This is a genomic window from Streptomyces sp. H39-C1 (genome assembly GCF_027158125.1).
Classification (GTDB): domain Bacteria; phylum Actinomycetota; class Actinomycetes; order Streptomycetales; family Streptomycetaceae; genus Actinacidiphila; species Actinacidiphila fildesensis.
The window spans coordinates 89,599-105,904 of record NZ_JAPVLS010000011.1 but is presented as its reverse complement, the minus strand read 5'-3'; the positions used below and the strand labels follow the sequence as shown (position 1 = coordinate 105,904).

The 16,306-nt window shown below is 71.5% G+C and carries 14 protein-coding genes; 5 read left to right on the top strand and 9 right to left on the bottom strand.

The features are described from left to right. Positions 1 to 44: 44 nt before the first annotated feature. Positions 45 to 968, bottom strand: a complete 924-nt coding sequence (locus O3W51_RS10110; protein WP_138353288.1) for an ADP-ribosylglycohydrolase family protein — start codon at positions 966 to 968, stop codon at positions 45 to 47. Between the two features lie 156 nt (positions 969 to 1,124). Here O3W51_RS10110 and O3W51_RS10105 point away from each other — a divergent pair, with 156 nt between their 5' ends. Continuing rightward, positions 1,125 to 2,210, top strand: coding sequence for a phosphotransferase family protein (locus tag O3W51_RS10105; RefSeq protein WP_164293766.1), 1,086 nt, complete (start codon positions 1,125 to 1,127; stop codon positions 2,208 to 2,210). A 6-nt stretch (positions 2,211 to 2,216) separates the two neighbouring features. Then, a complete protein-coding gene (locus O3W51_RS10100; protein ID WP_138353290.1) occupies positions 2,217 to 3,431 on the top strand; it encodes an acyl-CoA dehydrogenase family protein in 1,215 nt (404 codons plus the stop codon). Between the two features lie 227 nt (positions 3,432 to 3,658). Here O3W51_RS10100 and O3W51_RS10095 read toward each other — a convergent pair whose 3' ends face one another. Continuing rightward, positions 3,659 to 4,084 carry a hypothetical protein gene (locus O3W51_RS10095; RefSeq protein WP_138353291.1) on the bottom strand — a complete coding sequence of 142 codons (426 nt, stop codon included), beginning with the start codon at positions 4,082 to 4,084 and terminating at the stop codon, positions 3,659 to 3,661. Between the two features lie 124 nt (positions 4,085 to 4,208). On the opposite strand from O3W51_RS10095, the gene O3W51_RS10090 reads away from it, so the two are divergent. Together O3W51_RS10090 and O3W51_RS10085 are read left to right on the top strand one after the other, a co-directional pair. Further along, complete coding sequence (locus tag O3W51_RS10090; RefSeq protein WP_269285258.1) at positions 4,209 to 5,381, top strand: helix-turn-helix domain-containing protein; 1,173 nt, start codon at positions 4,209 to 4,211, stop codon at positions 5,379 to 5,381. Position 5,382: 1 nt separating this feature from the next. Further along, positions 5,383 to 5,829, top strand: a complete 447-nt coding sequence (locus O3W51_RS10085) for a GNAT family N-acetyltransferase (RefSeq protein ID WP_138353293.1) — start codon at positions 5,383 to 5,385, stop codon at positions 5,827 to 5,829. 85 nt (positions 5,830 to 5,914) lie between these two features. Here the strand turns inward: O3W51_RS10085 and O3W51_RS10080 are convergent, their stop codons facing one another. Genes O3W51_RS10080 through O3W51_RS10065 form a run of 4 tightly spaced genes read right to left on the bottom strand, consistent with a single transcriptional unit; the run spans position 5,915 to position 9,999 of the window. Continuing rightward, positions 5,915 to 6,901 carry an NADPH:quinone oxidoreductase family protein gene (locus tag O3W51_RS10080; protein ID WP_138353294.1) on the bottom strand — a complete coding sequence of 329 codons (987 nt, stop codon included), beginning with the start codon at positions 6,899 to 6,901 and terminating at the stop codon, positions 5,915 to 5,917. 13 nt (positions 6,902 to 6,914) lie between these two features. After that, on the bottom strand, positions 6,915 to 7,514 hold the full coding sequence (locus O3W51_RS10075; RefSeq protein ID WP_138353295.1) for a TetR/AcrR family transcriptional regulator: 600 nt from the start codon (positions 7,512 to 7,514) through the stop codon (positions 6,915 to 6,917). Between the two features lie 56 nt (positions 7,515 to 7,570). Beyond that, positions 7,571 to 9,220, bottom strand: a complete 1,650-nt coding sequence (locus tag O3W51_RS10070) for a class I adenylate-forming enzyme family protein (protein ID WP_138353296.1) — start codon at positions 9,218 to 9,220, stop codon at positions 7,571 to 7,573. Beyond that, positions 9,217 to 9,999 (bottom strand): SDR family oxidoreductase, encoded by a 783-nt coding sequence (locus tag O3W51_RS10065; protein ID WP_138353375.1) that lies wholly within the window; start codon positions 9,997 to 9,999, stop codon positions 9,217 to 9,219. Before O3W51_RS10065 ends, O3W51_RS10070 begins: the two co-directional genes overlap by 4 nt. A gap of 257 nt (positions 10,000 to 10,256) precedes the next feature. On the opposite strand from O3W51_RS10065, the gene O3W51_RS10060 reads away from it, so the two are divergent. Then, positions 10,257 to 11,603, top strand: coding sequence for an alpha/beta hydrolase (locus O3W51_RS10060; protein ID WP_138353376.1), 1,347 nt, complete (start codon positions 10,257 to 10,259; stop codon positions 11,601 to 11,603). Between the two features lie 49 nt (positions 11,604 to 11,652). Here O3W51_RS10060 and O3W51_RS10055 read toward each other — a convergent pair whose 3' ends face one another. From O3W51_RS10055 to O3W51_RS10045, 3 genes are all read right to left on the bottom strand, one after another. Then, the gene (locus O3W51_RS10055) at positions 11,653 to 14,478 is read right to left on the bottom strand and encodes a penicillin acylase family protein (RefSeq protein WP_138353297.1); all 2,826 of its coding nucleotides are present in this window, start codon (positions 14,476 to 14,478) and stop codon (positions 11,653 to 11,655) included. A gap of 243 nt (positions 14,479 to 14,721) precedes the next feature. Beyond that, entirely contained in the window at positions 14,722 to 15,510 is a 789-nt protein-coding gene (locus tag O3W51_RS10050; protein WP_138353298.1) for an aminotransferase class IV, read from the bottom strand. Between the two features lie 5 nt (positions 15,511 to 15,515). Then, positions 15,516 to 16,235, bottom strand: a complete 720-nt coding sequence (locus O3W51_RS10045; RefSeq protein ID WP_269285253.1) for an N-acyl homoserine lactonase family protein — start codon at positions 16,233 to 16,235, stop codon at positions 15,516 to 15,518. Positions 16,236 to 16,306 lie beyond the last annotated feature (71 nt).

The window sequence follows — 16,306 nt, the reverse complement described above, 5'->3', positions numbered from 1 at the left end:
CGCTGTCTGCGTATGTGAATCCCGTTCACCCATAAGTCCAGAGGCTAGGCGGGGGCCGAGTCCGCGTCAACCCACGCCGGGAGCGCCTCCCTGGCCGCGTGCCAGGCCGCCGGCAGGGCCGCGACCCCGGTGCGGGCGGCGACCACACCGCCCGCGATCGCGCAGGTGGTGTCCATGTCGCCGCGGCCGGAGACGGTGGCCCACAGGCACTCCTGGAGGTCGTCGGGGTGGTTTCCCGCGCACCACAGCGCGAACGGGACCGTGTCGGGGGACGACACCCGGTATCCGGAGCCGAGCACTTCGGCGGCATGGCGGACCGAGGCGTACTCGGACATCCGGGAGGCGGTGCGCAGGCCGGAGCGGACGTCGGAGACGTCGAGCCGGTCCGCGACGGAGCTCAGGAACTCGGCACGGGCGGGGGCGGGACCACCCCGGCCGCGGGCCGTGAGCGCGGCGGCGACCGCGACCGCCACGGCTCCGGCGACGGCCTCGGGGTGGTGGTGCGAGACGGCGGCCTGGCGGGCGGCCAGTTCGGCGACCGTGTCCAGGTCGCCGCTGTGCCAGGCGCCGAGCGGGGCCACCCGCATGGCGGCCCCATTTCCCCAGGAGCCCTGGCCCTCGAACTGCTCGCCCACCACGGCCTGCCACGGCTCCCCCGCACCGATCCGGCGGAGCACGTCGTGCATCGAGGGACCGTAGCCGCGGTGGTCGTCGGCGGCGTACTCGTCGGCGAGGCGGCGCGCCAGCCGGTCCTGGTCGACCGCGCCACCGCTCTCCGACAGCTCTCGGAAGAGCGCGAGCGCCTGCGCGGTGTCGTCGCTCCACAACCAGGTGTCCTGCGGCGGCAGGACACGTTTCTCCAGCGCCTCGGGGCCCGCGAGCCGGAACATCGAGAACCAGCGGTCGCCGAAGGCGTCCCCGTGGGCGAGTCCGTGGAGCGAGTCCAGGGCGGCGGCGGGGATGTACATCTAGGCTCCTCGAAGGGCATGGACGGGCCGCCAGTCTCCCAGCCGGAACCGGCCCACAACACCGGATTCCGGATCCCTACTGGACGACATACCGACTGGTCGGCATGATGGCAGGAACGCCAGGACCAAGGTGTGCCGGGTGGTGAGGAGCAGACGATGAGCGGTACGGACAATCCACCGGGCAATCCGCCGGCCGGTTCGCCGGACAATCCCCCGGCCGATCCACCGGGGCTCGACCTCGGTCGGCTGCGCGAACATCTGGACCGGGAGCGGCCGGGACTGGTGCGCGGCGCACTGCGCGCCCGGCTGATCGAGGGCGGCCGGTCCAACCTGACGTACGCCGTCACCGACGGCGTCTCGCGGTGGGTGGTGCGGCGGCCGCCGCTCGGGCACGTCCTGGCCACCGCGCACGACATGACGCGCGAGCACCGGGTGATCAGCGCGCTGAGCGACACCCCGGTTCCGGTGCCCGGCACCGTGCTGCTGTGCGAGGACCCCGAGGTGATCGGCGCGCCGTTCTACGTCATGGACTTCGTGGACGGCACCCCGTACCGCACCTCCGCGCAGCTCGCCGGGATCGGCCCGGAGCGCACCCGCGCCGTCGTGCTGGGGCTCGTCGACACCCTGGTGGACCTGCACGCGGTGGACCCGGCAGCAGCCGGTCTCGACGGCTTCGGACGTCCTGAGGGCTTCCTGGAACGGCAGTTGCGCCGCTGGGGCAAGCAGCTGGAGGCGTCCGGCAGCCGGGAGCTGCCCGGTATCGCGGAACTGCACGCCGCCCTCGGCAAGGCGCTGCCCGTCTCGCCCGCGCCCACCGTCGTGCACGGCGACTACCGGCTCGACAACGTTCTCGTCGGCGACGACGACCAGGTCCGGGCCGTCCTGGACTGGGAGATGTCGACGCTGGGCGACCCGCTCACCGACCTCGGCCTGCTGGTGATGTACAGCGAGCAGGAGACCGTCCCGGACGCGCCCGTGTCCACCACCGGCGACGCGCCCGGCCACCCCAGTGCCCAGGAACTGGTCGAGCGGTACGCCGAGCGGTCCGGCCGCGACACCTCCGCCATCGACTGGTACACGGCCTTCGCGTACTTCAAGCTCGCCGTGATCCTCGAGGGCATCCACTACCGCTACACGCTGGGCCAGACCGTCGGTGCCGGTTTCGACCGGATCGGCTCCCTGGTCCCCGCGTTCATCGACCGCGGGCTGCTCAAGCTCCGGCTCCAGCCCCAGGAGGACTGAGGACTGATGGATTTCGCCTATGACGCCCGTACCGAGGAACTGCGGACGCGACTGACCGCGTTCATGGAGGAGCACGTCCACCCGGCGGAGCCGGTCTTCGCCCTCCAGCGCGAGCAGGCCGAGGGCGACGCCCGCTGGTCCGCGCCGCCCATGGTGGAGGAGCTGAAGGCGGAGGCCAAGCGGCAGGGATTGTGGAACCTCTTCCTGCCCGGCGAGCGCGGGGCGGGGCTGACGAACCTGCAGTACGCGCCGCTGGCCGAGATCACCGGCCGCAGCCCGCACCTGGCGCCGCCCGCGCTGAACTGCGCCGCGCCCGACACCGGGAACATGGAGGTGCTGAGCGAGTTCGGCACCGAGCAGCAGCGCAAGCAGTGGCTGGAGCCGCTGCTCGCCGGTGAGATCCGATCCGCGTTCGCGATGACGGAACCGGACGTCGCCTCGTCGGACGCCACGAACATCGAGACGCGGATCGAGCGCGACGGTGACTCGTACGTCATCAACGGCCGCAAGTGGTACATCTCCGGGGCGATGAACCCCAAGTGCGCCATCATGATCGTGATGGGCAAGAGCGACCCGTCGGCGGAACGCCACCGCCAGCAGAGCCAGATCCTCGTGCCGCGTGACACCCCCGGCGTCGAAGTACGCCGCGGCATGCGGGTGTTCGGCTACGACGACGGTGACCACGGCGGCCACGCCGAGGTGGTCTTCACCGACGTCCGGGTGCCGGCCGAGAACCTGATCGGCGAGGAGGGCGGCGGCTTCGCCATCGCCCAGGCACGGCTCGGACCGGGCCGGATCCACCACTGCATGCGCCTGATCGGCATGGCGGAGCGCGCCCTCGAGCTCATGTGCCGGCGGGCGACGGACCGGGTGGCGTTCGGCAAGCCGATCGCCGAGCAGGGTGTGGTCCAGGAGTGGATCGCGGAGGCGCGGGTCGAGATCGAACTGCTGCGGCTGCTGGTGCTGAAGACGGCCTGGCTGATGGACACGGTCGGCAACCGGGGCGCGCACACCGAGATCCAGTCGATCAAGATCGCTACTCCGGCCGCGGTGCAGGCGATCATCGACCGGGCGATCCAGGTGCACGGCGCGGGGGGCGTGGGTCAGGACTTCCCGCTGGCGGAGCTGTGGGCGGCGGCGCGAACGTTGCGGTTGGCGGACGGGCCGGACGAGGTGCACAAGCGGTCGCTGGCGCGTCGTGAGCTGAGGAAGTACGCGTAGTTGGCGGTCCGTCGTGGGGCGGGGCCGGGCTCTCCGGCGCGAGGGTTCGAAATCGACTATTTACGGGCCTGGCGGCCCACAAATAGCTCGGCAGCATTTCGAACCCTCCCCCAACCTCCGGCCGGGGGTGCCCCCAGCTGCGATCCCGGCCCCTCGCGTTCGGGCCCGCCCGGCTCGACCCGGTTGCCGGACCGCAGCGGGGAGTCGGGGCCCCGCACGGCTCGACATCAGCCGGAACGCGGCGCGAAGGGCTCCCGGTCGCGGTAGCGGGGCCTGCCGTCGGTGCCCGCAGGGTGCTGGTCGAGCCGGTACACCCGGTACGCGACACGGCACTTGGCGTCCGCGTAGAGGAGGCGGCCGGGACCGGAAGCCCCGGGTCGGTACCCGATGGGAACCGCGGCCTGGGCGAGGATCGGGTCGTGGCAGTAGTAACACCAGTCGTGCGGCTCGGCGACGACGGTCGCGCCGCAGGACGGCTCGCACGCGTAGAGCTCGACGTAGTCGGCATGTACACCCGTGCCCATGGGCACGGGACCGAGCGACCGGGCGCGGTACAGGCGTGCCTTGCAGAGCGCGCAGTTCAACCCCTGTAGCTGGTTGATCGCCAGCCGTTCCGGGTCGATCGCCAGCGGCTGCTCGTGTTCCGTGCCCACGACTTCTCCCTGTCACCATGAGTGATCGGCTTGTAGGAGTAGCGTTACGTGCACGGGCAGCAGGGCCCAGGACATGAGTGTCCGCTGCCGTCCGCACCCCTGCGGACGCTGCGGACACGGGGCGATGATGAGCGAAGAGACGTTCGGACAGGCACTCCGTAGGCTGCGCGGCAGCCGCTCCTTACGGGATCTTGCACAGCGTGCCACCTGTGGGAAGTCCTACGTGGCCGATCTGGAGACCGGCCGGCGCCGTCCGACGGAGGCGATTGCCGCTGCCCTGGACACGGCCCTCGACGCACACGGCGCGTTGATCGCACTCGCCGGTGTCCGCGCGGACATGCCTGTCCTCGCCCAAGCAGCGGCCCTTCAGCTTGGGTTGTCCGACGCTCTCGCCGCAGGGCCCATGACGGACGCGAGCCTGAACGAGTGGGACTACACCGTCGCGCGGCACGGGCGGGCGACACGGTTCCGTCCCGAGGGCGAACTGCTACCCGAGTTGCTCAGCGATTTCGCCGACCTGAAAAGGCTCCTCGGGCACCGTCATTCCGTTCACGTCCGGCGGCGGCTCACGCTGGCCGTGGCGCACATGTCGGGGCTGATGGCCCTCACGCTGCTCAAGCTCGGTGACGCTTCGAGCCGCGATTGGTGGCGCACCGGCCGGGCAGCCGCGGCGGCAGCGGAGGACCGAGAGGTCCTGTCATGGATGTACGCGCAAGAGGCGTACCAGCAGTACTACAGCGGCGACGTAGAGGGCGCCGTCGAGTTGGCCTGCCGGGCGCAGCATCTCGCGGGCGGTCTGCCGTGCGTAGGGCCCGCCCTCGCAGCCCCGCTGGAGGCCCGCGCTCACGCTCTGTTGGGCCGCCGAGAGGAAGCCGTCGCGGCACTTGCAGCGGCGGACACCGCGCTCGGTCGGCTCGATCCGGCGGACCGGATCGGTAGCGCCTTCGGGTACAGCGAGTCGCAGTTCAGGTTCCACAGCGGCAACGCCTGGACGCACCTGCGGGAGACGGCCCGTGCCGGTGAGCAGCAGGCCCGCGCGCTGGAGCTGTACCCGCTCGGTGACCACACGGACCGCGCGCTCATCCACCTTGATCAGGCAGTGTGTCTGGCGGCCGATGGGGATCCCGCGGGGGCCGCCGTCCTGGCGACCGACACCATCGTGACGCTGCCGGCCGACCACCGCTCCGCGCTGATCATCTACCGCGCCCGGGAGCTGGCAACTAGTGTTCCCGAGGCACAGGAAGTGCGGGCTCTGCGCGAGGTGTTGGCGCTGCCCCCCGGTGAGAGGGACAGCTGACATGGTGAACATCGAGCGGGCGACCGCGGCGGACGCCGAGACGATCTCCGAACTCCTCGGCGAGATCGAGGCGTACTACGGCGGCGAGTCAGTGCCCGGCGACATCGACCAGATTCACGCGGCACTGTTCAGCGCGCTGCCCATGGCTACGGTCCTGCTCGCGCGCGAGGGCGGCGATGTCGTCGGCCTGGCCAGCTACTCGTTCCTGTGGCCTGCGGCCGGCGCCGAAGCGTCGCTCTACCTGAAGGAGCTGTACGTCCGGGAGACGGCCCGCCGTCGCGGTGTGGCCGGTGTATTCATGGCCAAGCTGCGTGAGGCTGCCGATGAGGCCGGCTGCACCCGGATCGAGTGGACGGCGGACCGGGACAACCCGCCAGCGCTCGCGTTCTACGAGGCGTTCGGGGCGGAGCCTCGCGACGGAAAGGTGTTCTACCGGTGGGGCAAGTGACAGCGACGGGGCACGGCGCCCGGTAGCCGGGGGCGCGGAAGGTCCCGCCCTCAGTGGGCGGGACCGCTGCGCGACCGTGGTCGGGTCAGTCGTTGACGACGACCACGCGGCCGGTGGTCTTGCCGTCTGCTACTCGCTGTACGGCGGACGCCGCCCCGGCCAGGGGGACCCGTTCGCTGATGTAGGGCTTGACGCTGCCCTCGGTGGCGAGGCGGGTGAGGGTTTCGTGGGCCTGGAGGACTGCTTGGGGGTCCTTGGTGTTGTAGAGGCCCCAGTGCAGGCCGAGGATCGAGTAGTTCTTGACGAGGGCGTGGTTGAGGCCCGGGGTCGGGACCGTGCCGCTGGTGAAGCCGACGATGACGATGCGGCCCTCGAAGGCGATGCACTTGGTCGACCTGGTGTAGGCATCGCCGCCGACCGGGTCGTAGACGACGTTCGCACCGCGGCCGTTGGTGGCTTCCTTGACGACGGCCACGAAGTCCTCGCTGGAGCGGTCGACGACGAGGTCGGCGCCCAGGTCGCGGGCGACCTTCGCCTTGTCGGGGCCGCCGGTGACGCCGATGACGGTGGCGCCGGCGGCCTTGCCGAGCTGGATGGCGGCACTGCCGACGCCGCCGGCGGCGGCGTGCACCAGGAGGGTCTCGCCGGGCTGGAGGGCGGCGCGGCGGTGGAGTCCGAACAGGCCGGTCTGGTAGCCGATGTGCAGGGCGGCGGCCTCGGCGTCGTCGAGGGCGTCGGGGGCGGGCAGTACGGTCGCGGCGCTGATGACGGCGAGTTCCGCGAAGGCACCGTGCGGCAGGGATGCCGGGGAGATGATGCGGGCGCCGATGTCGAGGCCCGTCACGCCCTCGCCGAGGGCGAGGATCTCGCCGCAGAGCTCGACGCCGGGGGTGAACGGCAGCGGCGGGCGGATCTGGTACTGGCCGCGGCAGAGCAGGGCGTCGGGGAAGTTGATGTTCGCGGCGCGTACCCGCACCAGCACTTCACCGGGGCCGGGCTGCGGGTCCGGTACCTCGTCGAGGCGCATCGCCTCGCGCGGCTCCCCGTTCTCGTGCACGCGCCATGCCTTCACCAGGTACCTCCAGTTATCGGGGCTGCCGCACCGAGTGCAGCAGCATGTCTGCGAAGTCCTCGGCGACCGTGGTGGCGGACAGCGGGCCGTCCGCGCGGTACCAGGTGCCGAGGTGGTGCACCGAGCCGAAGAAGTAGTCGACGACGAGGTCGGGCCGCAGTTCGACGCGGAAGATCCCCTCGCGCTGGCCCTCCTCGATCAGGGCCCGGAACTTCTCGTGGTAGCGGCGGCGCTCGGCGCGTACCGCCTTCTGCTTCTCCGGGCTCAGCTGGTGCATCGACCGGAAGAAGATCTTGGTGTCGTCCAGGTTCTCGATGCTGGTGACGACGACGTCGGCGGCGGCCTCGGCCAGCCGGGTGGGTACGGGGGCGGCCTGGGCGGCGATGGAGTCGAGACGCTCGGTCTGCAGCCGCAGCACGCGGGCGTAGATCTCGTGCAGAAGATCGTCCTTGGAGCCGAAGTAGTGGTAGAGCGCGCCCTTCGTCACCCCGGCCGCCTCGACGATCTCCTGCACCGAGGTGCGGTCGTAGCCGCGCTCGGCGAAGAGGCGGGTGGCCTCGGCGAGCAGCCGCTCAGGGACCGCGGTTGCCTTGGTGGTCGTGCTGCGTGCCATGGCCTGCCCTTTCTCCGTACCGATGCGCCGGTCGAACATTCCGACCGGTATGGACCCTATCCGGCGCGGGCCTTCAGTTCGCGCCGGAGGATCTTGCCGCTCGTGGTCTTGGGCAGCTCCTCGAGGATCTCCACCTCGCGCGGGTACTTGTACGCGGCGAGCCGCTCCTTGCAGTACGCGATGAGATCCGCGGGTTCGGCCGGCCGGTCCGGCCGCAGGCTGACGTACGCCTTGACGCTCTCGCCCCGGTAGGCGTCGGGGATGCCGACGACGGCGGCCTCGCGGACGGCGGGGTGGGTGTAGAGCACGTCCTCGACCTCGCGCGGCCAGACCTTGAAGCCGGACGCGTTGATCATGTCCTTCTTACGGTCGACGACGTACAGCCAGCCGGCCTCGTCCATGAAGCCGATGTCGCCGGTGCGCAGTTCGCCGCCGGGCAGGGCCGCCGCCGACTCCTCGGGGCGGTTCCAGTAGCCGGGGACCACCATCGGGCCGCGGACGCCGATCTCGCCGTGCGTGCCGAACGGTACGTCCGCGCCGAGCTCGTCGAAGATCCGCACCACCGTGTCGGGACCCGGGACGCCGACGGACAGCGTGCCGGACTCCGGGTCGACGGGTGCCTCCTGGCCGGCCGGGACGCTCGCGCAGGGCGCGGTGCACTCGGTCAGCCCGTAGCCGTTGCGTATGTAGGGCCCGAACTTCTCGCGGAAGCCCTCGACGACGGCGGGCGGCAGCGGGGCGCCGCCGGAGTAGATGTAGTGGAACGACGCGAAGTGGTCCCGGGTGGCCTCCGGGCGGGCCATCAGCGCCATGAAGGCGGTGGCGGGGCCGACGGTGTAGGCGGGGCGGTACTCCTGGAACGCCTCCAGGACGACGCCCGCCTCGAAGCGGTTGGTGAGCGCCAGGGTGGCGCCGTTGGCGATGGCCGAGGAGAGCTGGGCGACCATCCCGGTGATGTGGAACAGCGGCGCCATCGCGAAGATCACCGAGCCGTCGGGCAGGGCGAGCATGCAGCGCTGCCGGTCGGCGTTGTAGGAGATGTTCCCGTGGGTGTTCATCGCGCCCTTGGGGGCGCCGGTGGTACCGGAGGTGTAGCTGATCAGCGCGGTGCCGTGGCGTTCGGGGGCCGCGGTGGGCGGCGGTCCCGCGGCGGCGCGGGCCGCGGTGAGCAGGTCCTCGGCATCCGTGGCGGGGAACCGGTCGCCGGGCAGGACGCGGTGGTCGTCGCGCGTCTGCAGGTCCAGCTCGCTGGTGACGAGCGCGATCGAGACCTGCGAGCCGGCCACGGTCTCCCGGACGTAGCCGTCCCAGGCACGGTCGGAGCAGACGATCGCCCGGACCCCGGCGTCGGCGAGGATGTGGGCGAGCTCATGCGTCTTGTACATCGGATTGACCGGCACGACCGTGCCGCCGGCCTTCCACGCGCCGAGCAGCGTGATCACGAACTGCGGGATGTTCTGCAGCATGACCGCGAGCCGGTCGCCGGGTGCGAAGCCGCGTTCCGCCAGATGGTTCGCCAGGCCGTCGGAGAGCTCGTCGACCTCGCGGTAGGACAGCCGTCCGTCGAAGTAGGCGAGGGCGGCGCGGTCCGGTACGCGGGCGACCGAGGCGCGGAAGGCGTGCAGCACGCTCGGCGGGGCGTCGGGCAGTGCACGCTGCTCCTCGGTGAAGTGCTGGAGCCACGGCTTGGCCGCGTACGAGATCACGTGCGGTCCCCGCCCTCGGAGCCCGTGATGTGCTCCAGTTTCTGCTGCAGGCGGTTCATTCCGTCGATCCAGTGCTCCGGGTCCGCGGCGCGGGCCGCGTAGTACCCGGCGACCTCGGGGTGCGGCAGGATCAGGAACTGCTCGGCGGCGATGCCCGCCATGACGGCGTCGGCGAGCTCCTCCGGCTCGATCGCGGTGGGCGCGAGCACCAACTCGCCCGCGGTGCCGGCGGCGCGCATCATGTCGGTCCGCACGCCCTGCGGGCAGACCGCGTGCACGCGGATGCCGCGGTGCCGGTAGGTGAGCGACAGCCACTCGGCGTAGGCGTAGGCGCCGTGCTTGGTGACCGAGTACGGCGCGGCGCCCACCATGGTGAGCAGCCCGGCGGCGGAGACGGTGGCGACGAAGCGGCCGCTGCCGCGTTCGAGCCATTCGGGCAGCAGCTCGCGGGCGGCCCGGACGTGGCTCATGACGTTGACGTCCCAGGAGCGTTCCCACTCCTCGTCGGTGGCGTCGGGGCCGCCGGTGCCGATACCGGCGTTGGCGCAGAAGACGTCGATCGTGCCGCCGAGCGCGTCGCGCGCCTTGCCGACGATGCCCGAGGCGTCGCCCGGTACGGCGATGCCGCCGATCTCGTCGGCGACGGCCTGCGCGGCTCCGGCGTTCAGGTCGTTGACCACGACCCGCGCGCCCTCGGCGGCGAATCTGCGGGCCAGCGCGGCACCGATGCCGCCACCTGCCCCGGTGACGACCACTCGGGCATCGCGCAGTGTTTCCACGACCACGATCGTGTCTCCTTCGACTCGACTGGCTACGGCTCCTCTCGCATACTAAGCGGTCGGTCAGGTCGACGGAAGAGCAAAATCGTCTGCGCGGGGTATGGCCGGTCTCCTCCCTGTTCGGGATGATGCGCGCACATGGCGCGGATCGAGGCCACGAGCGTGCGTGGCAGGCCGCGCCGGCTGGGGGGCACCTCCCAGCGGTGGCTGGGAGAGGGACTTCGGCGATACGACCGAGGGGGACCGCCGTGACAGCGATGAGTGTGCAGCCCTACTGGGAACTGACCTTCGACGCGGACGGGGACGTGGACACCCGGCAGCGTGATCAACTACTGGCGGGAGTGGCCGCTGAGGGAGTCACCGATCTGGTGATGTTCTCGCACGGCTGGAACAACGACCAGTCCATGGCGACCTGGCTCTACGACCGGTTCTTCGCGCCCTTCCCCGGGCTGCTCGGCACCGGCACGCGGATACGGCTCGGTTACGTCGGCGTGCTGTGGCCCGCCATGCGGTTCAGCGACGAGCCCATCCCGGACTTCACGCCCTCGCTGATCGCCCCCCTCCCAGCCACCGCGACCGTCCCGGCCGCCCCCGGCGGCCGGACGGAGCTCAGCGAGGAGACCTGCCGGGCCCTGACCGGCACGTTCCCCGGCCAGGACGCGACGGTGCGGCGACTGGCGGAGCTACTGCGGGAGTGTCCCGACTCCCCCGAGGCGTTAGGGGAGTTCGCGCGGCTGGTCCGCGACCTCGTGGCACTGCCGGCGGGCAGCCCCGCCGCCGCGTTCGCCGCGGACTCCGGCGACGGCGGGCCGCAGCCCGACCCGGCGATTCTCGCGGACGACCCGGTCGGGCTCTGCGCGGAGCTCACCGCGGCGCTCCAGGAGACCGGGGTCGATCTGGGGCCCGACGAACCCGGTGGACAGCAACTGTTCGGCGGGCTCGGGAAGAAGCTGTGGAACGGCGCTCACGAACTGCTCCGGCAGGCCACGTACTTCGCGATGAAGCGGCGGGCCGGTACGGTCGGGCAGCACGGTCTCGGCCCGGCGCTGGGCCGGCTGTCGCAGGCGGCGGGACCGGTACGGGTGCACCTGGTGGGGCACAGTTTCGGCGCCCGCCTGGTGTCGTTCGCGCTGCTCGGACTGCCCGCCGGGGCGCACAACGTCAAGTCCGTGACGCTGCTCCAGGGCGCGTTCTCGCACTACGCGTACGCGCGCCGGCTGCCCGGCGACGCGTCGCACTCGGGGGCGCTGCGCGACGCGGAGAACCGGGTGGACGGGCCCGTGGTGTCCTGCTTCTCCAGCCACGACACCGCGCTCGGGGTGATCTACCCGCTCGCGTCACGGCTGTCGCGCGACGACTCCTCGCTCATCGGGCTCGGCGACCGCTGGGGCGCGATGGGCCACGACGGCATCCAGGCCGTCGACGGCACCCGGCGGGCGACGATCGAGGACGCCCGGGCCGGCCGGTTCCCGGTGTCCGGGTGTGTGAGCGTGGACGTGTCGGCCGTGGTGTGCAGCGGCTCTCCGCCGGCGGGCGCGCACAGTGACATATGCCATGAGGAACTGGCGCGGGTGGTGCTCGCCGCGGGACGGATCTCGCACTGAGTCCCCGTCCCGCGGCGTGCACGTGCTTCCTGAACCGCGACCGGAACCGCTACCGGTGCGCGGGGAACTCCACGACCTGCTGGAACGTCGGCCGGTTCTGCCAGCTGATCTTGTCCTGGGTGATCCCGCCCAGCGGCCGCTGGATGATCGTGTCGGAGCACCACTGGTCGCCCGCCGAGCAGTTGGCGTCGGCCGGGTAGACGGTGGTCGCGGGCTTCGCGACCGCCTGCTTCAACGTGGCCAGCAGCACGTCACGGCAGGCGCCGAGGGTGCCGCCGCCGCAGAAGGCCTGCGGCGTCCAGCCCTGCACCGGGTCGCCGAGGACCGTCCGCAGGTCCTTGCCCGCGTAGCTCCACCAGCCGTACTGGAACGCGCTGCCCGCGTGCGCTCCGGTCGGCCCGTGGCCGGCGGACGGTGACTCGTCGATCGACAGGTTCGCGGTCAGCGCCGTGTACAGGCCGTCGCCGAGACCGGGCCGGAACGCGCCGTCGATCAGCAGCGGCCACCACGCGTCCATGGTGCGGACCGCGTCCGCGTTCGCGTACACGTGGGAGCCCGCGGAGGTCTCCTTGCGCTTGCTGCCCGCCGTGCCCCAGTCGGACAACTGCTGGACGGCGGTGGCCAGTTGCGGGTCGGTGACCGGTGCGCTGCGCAGCACGCGCAGCAGCTCCGGCAGGACGTCCTCACCGCGCAGGTCGGTCAGCGCGGCGTCGGCCATCGCCTTGGTGAGCGCGGACCGGGTCACCCCGCCCGCGGCGACGAGCTTCTTCACCCGGTCGTTCAGCAGGTCCCCGCGGTGCACGGGGCCGTTGCCGAAGCCGGCCGAGGTGAAGTCCTTGGCCTGCTTGTTGTTCCACGAGACGTAGTAGTCCTGGTCGACGGACTGCGGGTGCTGCGCGGGCGGGGTGTAGGTGGCGGTGTTCGACGCCGGGTCCCAGCCCTGCCACTCGTAGGCGGCCTCCGCCTTCACCGGGAACGAGGGGTCCACGCCGGCGGCGCGCACCGGATTCGTCCCGCTGTTGTAGTAGGCGGTCTGCCGCGAGTCCGCGTAGAACCAGTTGAAGGTGTAGTTGATGTGCTGGGTGGCCTGCTGGAACGTGGCCGCGTCATGGACGGAGCCGGGATCGTTCAGCATCTGGAAGCCGATGATCGAGTCGGCCTCGTGCCGGTACGAGCTGCGCAGCGTCGTGTACGCGACCGCCTTGCCGCCGACCGTCGCGCGGTACTCCACCGGCCCGTACGCCGTGCGGTAGACCTGCATCCGGTAGGAGCCCGCGGCGGTCGAGTCGGCGACGGTGGGCTTCCAGGAGTTGACGCGCTCCAGCTTCTCCATGGCCGTGCAGACACCGTGGTAGACGTAGTGCACGGCGTCCTGGCACAGCTCGACGGCGTAGGTGTCGGTGATGTCCTGGCCGGCCGAGGTGGCGCTCCAGGCGTAGTCCTGGCCGCGGCCGAGTTCCACGTACATCCCGAGCCCGGCGAACGAGGCGCCGCGCGCGCTGATCCCCGGGCCCTGGAGCTCCTGGAGCATCAGCAGCTGAGGTGCGAAGTAGCCGGTCTGCGGGCCGAACACGGCGAGCGGATGACCGCTGGCGGTGTGCGCGCCGCTGACCACCAGCGCGTTGGACATGCCCTTCTTGGTGGAGAACAGGTTCGCCGGCAGCGCCCCGTTGTCGAAGATGCCCTGCGCGTCCTTGAGCGGGCCTGCCTTGACCGGGGTCTTGGCGGCGGTCGCCGCGCCGCCCGTCCGGTCGTAGACCAGCGGCTCCGCGACGACCGTTCCGGGCACGGGCATCGCCGCGCCCTGCGGGTTCGCCGGCTTGCCCGCGTACGGGAAGCTGGATCCGTCGTGCACGGTGAGCATGGCCTCGGGGTCGTTGCGCTCCCGGAACGTCTCCCAGACCGTGGTGCCCTGGGTGACTCCGTACTTCTGCTGCGCGGCGAGCAGCGAGATCGCGCTCTCCACCTCACCGCCGCCGCCGGAGCCGAACAGCGCGCCGATGACCGAGCCGAGAGCGATCAGATCGGTGAGTTTGAATGGCTGGATTTCGCCGGCATTGGTGATCGCGTCGATCTGGCCGGTCAGCACGTACTCGCCGGGGAAGTAACGGCCGTTCTTGGACTGGGTGATGTAGGCGTTGATGCCGTTGACGTACGCCTGCGCGTCGGCCAGCGCCTGCTGCCCGCGTGCGCCGTTGCCCGCCGTGATCTGGTCGACCTGCGCCTGGAGGTCCGCCTCGGTGTACGGGGCGGCCCGCCAGAACTCCTGCTCCAGCTGCTGGTTGGCGGCCGCGCCGCCCGCGAAGGACGACAGCTGACCGCGTCCGACGTGCCGGAACAGGTCCATCAGCCACAGCCGGTCCTGCGCTGCCGCGTACCCCGCGCCGTACTCCGTTCCGTCGCGGGTGGTGCCCTTGATGTGCGGGACGCCGGTCTTCTTGTCGCGGGTGATGGTGACGTCGGCGCGCGGTGTCGTCACCGACGCGACCTGGCCGGACGGGACGCCGAAGGAGGCGTCGTTGAAGAAGTTGGTGATGGTGGCATCGGTGAGCGACGGATAGCCCGTGGCCAGGTTGGCGTACGGTCCGAGCTGGTCGGCGGCGTGCGCCGGCCGGGTGCCGAAGACCTTGTGGGCGAGGATGTCGGCGAGCGTCGCGTTGCCGTTCTCACCGGGCGGCAGGATGTCGCCGCACTGGCCCTGGCAGTAGTCGGTGGTGGGGTCCGCCGCCTGGGCCGCCTGCGGCAGCGGTACGACGAGGGTGACGCCGAGCGCGAGCAGCGCCGCGGCGGTCACCCGTCTGAACGTGCGGGTGACTGCCTTGCCCTTGCGGGTGCCTACCTTGCCGGTGCGTAGTCTGCCGTTGCGTTGTGGCATTCCTGCTCCTCCCGGAGGCCGATGCGCCGGAGGTTACCGCCGGTACGCTCACGCCGGAAGGTGAACATGCGTCACCTTTTTGTTCGGCTTTTCCGGCCGCCAACGGGTTTACCGACAAGCAACAGCCGTACCGGGAGGTAGGAGAGGACGTCCGCCGCTGGGAGGGCGGTTGGGACCGCCGTTGAGTACGCAGTCGGGACCGACGTTTCGACCGCGGTCGTGACCGACGTTTCGGACCACCGCTCAGAGGGCGTCCCACGGGGCGGAGTCGAAGAGCCCGATCACCCGCTTCACCAGATCCACATCCGTCGGCAGGATCAGCTCGTCCAGCCGGCCGACCGGAGCGATCCCCCGGGAGTTGCAGGCGAAGGCGCCGTCGAACGATGCCACGTCCGCCACCGTGACCCGCCGGTGCCGCCACGGCAGGCCCGCCGCGTCCATCTCCCGCTGGATGATCCGCATCGTGATGCCGTGCAGGGCGGGCGCGTCGGGCCAGACGACCGTGTCGCCGTCCGCGAAGCCGACGTTGGTGATCGAACCCTCGGCGATCACGCCGCCGGGTCCGACGAGCAGCGCCTCGTCGAACCCCGCGTCGTGCGCGGCGTTGCCGAAGTAGCCCTGGGCGAAGCCTCCGACGTGCTTCACCTGGGCCACGGGCCGCTGGTAGTCGACGGACATCAGGCTCTGCGGACCGCTCGGCGCGGGTCCCGGACCCCGGACCGTCACCATGAGGGAGACGTCGCCGGCCTCGTCGGGGCGGAAGACATTGACGCGCACCGACGCGTCGACGTCGTCACCCAGCGCGTGCCGGACCGCGTCCAGCACCCGCCCTCCGTCCAGGCCGGTACCGAACAGCTCCTGGGTGGCGCGGTCCAGCCGGTCGAGATGGAAGTCGAGACCGCGCACCGCGCGCCCTCTGACCTGCATGGCGGTGAAGTGGCCGTAGCTGCTGACCATGACGAAGCGCGCCAGGGTCTCGGCGGTGGCGGGGTGGCCGTCGAACTCGATACGGAAGGCAGGGGTACCAGTCATGCCGTTCACCCAATCACGTCGCCTCCGCCGGCCGGCTCCCACACCGACCCGTCGTGCGCGAAGAGCACCCGCCGCGGGTCCAACGCGCAGATCCGGTCCAGCCACGACGGGTAGGGCGGCAGCGGGTGCGCCACGCCGTCGAGCGCGGCACGCCGCGCCAGTTGGTCCGCCGCGAAGTGCGACGCGGCATCGCGCGCCTGCCCCGCGAGCACGACCGTGCCGTCGCCCTGCCGCACCACCAACGACTGGTGCCCGTCGGTGTGCCCGGGCGTCGGCACGACCAGGACCCCGGGCCAGATCTCGGCCTCCCCCGTCAACTCCTCGTAGACCGCGCCCGGGAAGTCCACGAGCTGACCGGCCGTGTACCCGCCCCGCCGGGCGGCCGCCAGCTCCTGCGCCTGCACCAGGACCGGCCTGCCCGCCAGCAGCGGGTTCCCCCCGATGTGGTCGAAGTGCAGATGGCAGTTGACCACCAGCGCGATGTCCCGCACCGCGACCCCGGCCGCCGCGAGCTCCTCCTCCAGCGGACGCCGCCTGGGCCGGTAATGCGCCTCCGTCTCCGGACCGGCGTCCCCGATCCCGGTGTCGAACAGGATCAGCCCCTCATCCCTGCGCACCAGATACCCGAGCACCGCCTCGACCCGCGGATACGCCTGACCGGCCTCCTCCGCAGGCCGGACGAAATAGCCGAGATCAAGCCGCCGCACCGCCGTGTCACCCTTCATCCGGCCATCCTCACGCCCGGCTCGTCCCGCGCCCCGCCGTTCCGCCGAGAGCTGACCGGCCGGTGCGCGGC